Below are 1,694 nucleotides of genomic sequence, written 5' to 3' on the forward strand. Positions count from 1 at the left end.
TCTTGCAGCCAAGTTTGAGCGTTTCCTAATACATACTGCTGCAAAAACTCAGATCTTAGTTCAGCGGTTGTCAGCAGATCAGCATTAGAGCGGGCGATCGCTTCCGGTGCGTATTGAATCGCGCCTTCACCAGAATAGAACTGCTTGCGAACTGCATCGATGCATTCTTGCTCGGTTGGCTTGTGGTGAAACACGCGCGTGTGGTTTGCCATCCGCAAAACATCGCGTTCTGGGTCAATGCGCCAGTTACCATCGGCATCTTGCTGCCAGAGGTTTTCCTTTGCAACAGCAAAAGCGTCATCATCGCTGACGCCTTGACGCATCCCCGCGCTCCTCCGGATATTGCCAGCAACCACAGTTGCAGCGGCTTCATCGATCAGCAAGCAGCATTCCACAGACGTTAGCTGACGATTGATCGCTTTGTTCAGGATTGCGGCGCAGCGATCGTATAGTCCAGACAAGCGAATCGGGTTTGCCACACCTCCGAATCCCTTGAGCGTTTCGCCTTCTGGACGGACATCGCTCAGGTTAACCGTAACGTGAACCTCTCCGGTGAAGCGATCGTCCGATGAGAGTTCCAGCAGCGTTTGATACGACGTTACCCAACCTTGGCGACTGTCGCCAACGCGGAGAGTGACGCAATTTCCAGTGACATCAACGTGCGTCTCTTCATGTCGAGCATCAGGCGGCGTGGTGCCGATCGCGCCGTCGATCGTCACAGTTAGACGATTGCGAATTGGCGGCAACTGGCTGATGTACTTCGGCTCCAACACAGCTCCGGTGCCGCAGCCCATCATCGCCAAATCCATCATCAGACCAAAAGCGCGCCAGTCGCGCACATTGGTACTGGTGCAGTTGTAAGCACCCGAAAAGTTTGCGGGTTTTTCAATCCAGGGCGTACCGCCCACCCAGAGCCAGCGACCAGAGGGTAAGCTTTTCAACTCCCGCTGCATTCGTTCCAGCAGTGTCGTTTCGGTAGAGGTGAAGCGTCCCAGTTTTACCAATCCCTGCGTGGTACGCTGAATCATGTCCTGCAAGGATTCGCGACGTTGGTTAATCCGGCGGCTGTACGTGCGGAAAAACACTGGATTAGCCGTGGGTGCTGCTTCAGGGAACTGTCCGCTCGTTGGCTCGGTAGACGGACTAGAACGATCGATCCGACGGGGGTTTTCAAGCTCTCGAACCATAAGGAACCTCGTGAAGTGGCTGTGAGCGACCACATTACTGCACATGATTACTACATATGGAGTAGGTGTGGGGTTTGAGATCCAAAGTCTACACTAGCTGTGGAATATGGCACAACAATTTAGCTTATTTCACCAACGCTAAACCAACATCTGAGAAAGGGCACAGGATTGACAAATCAGATGAGCCGATTATTCTTCTATTGTAGTACACGCGCTCTAGGTCAGCGCCCCTTGAACCGAGTGCTCGTGAGCCTGCTAGCGGTTCTGGTCCTGCCAACTGGCACGATCGCTCAAGCTGCCGACTCCGGACAGCTCACTTCGATTCAGGCGCGAATTCTGCGCGGCTTTGGGTTCAAGATTGCGGTCCCTACATATGTGCCCGCCGGAATGAAGCTGGAGAGCGTTCGGACTCAAGCCGGAGAGAATCCCCGGTTCGGCGGCTATGGGTACACAATGCTCTATCGCAGTAACACGGGCAGTTGCTTTGCGATCGAGGCGGTCAGCGGT

Annotated in this window: 2 pseudogenes; one reads left to right on the forward strand and one right to left on the reverse strand. The window is 54.2% G+C overall.

From position 1 onward, the window contains the following. A pseudogene (locus H6F43_RS10725) lies at positions 1 to 1,187 on the reverse strand (ribonucleoside-triphosphate reductase, adenosylcobalamin-dependent); the annotation flags it as partial. A 231-nt stretch (positions 1,188 to 1,418) separates the two neighbouring features. Here H6F43_RS10725 and H6F43_RS10730 point away from each other — a divergent pair. Continuing rightward, a pseudogene (locus H6F43_RS10730) lies at positions 1,419 to 1,694 on the forward strand (hypothetical protein); the annotation flags it as partial.

This window comes from Leptolyngbya sp. FACHB-36, assembly GCF_014695955.1.
GTDB lineage: Bacteria > Cyanobacteriota > Cyanobacteriia > Leptolyngbyales > Leptolyngbyaceae > FACHB-36.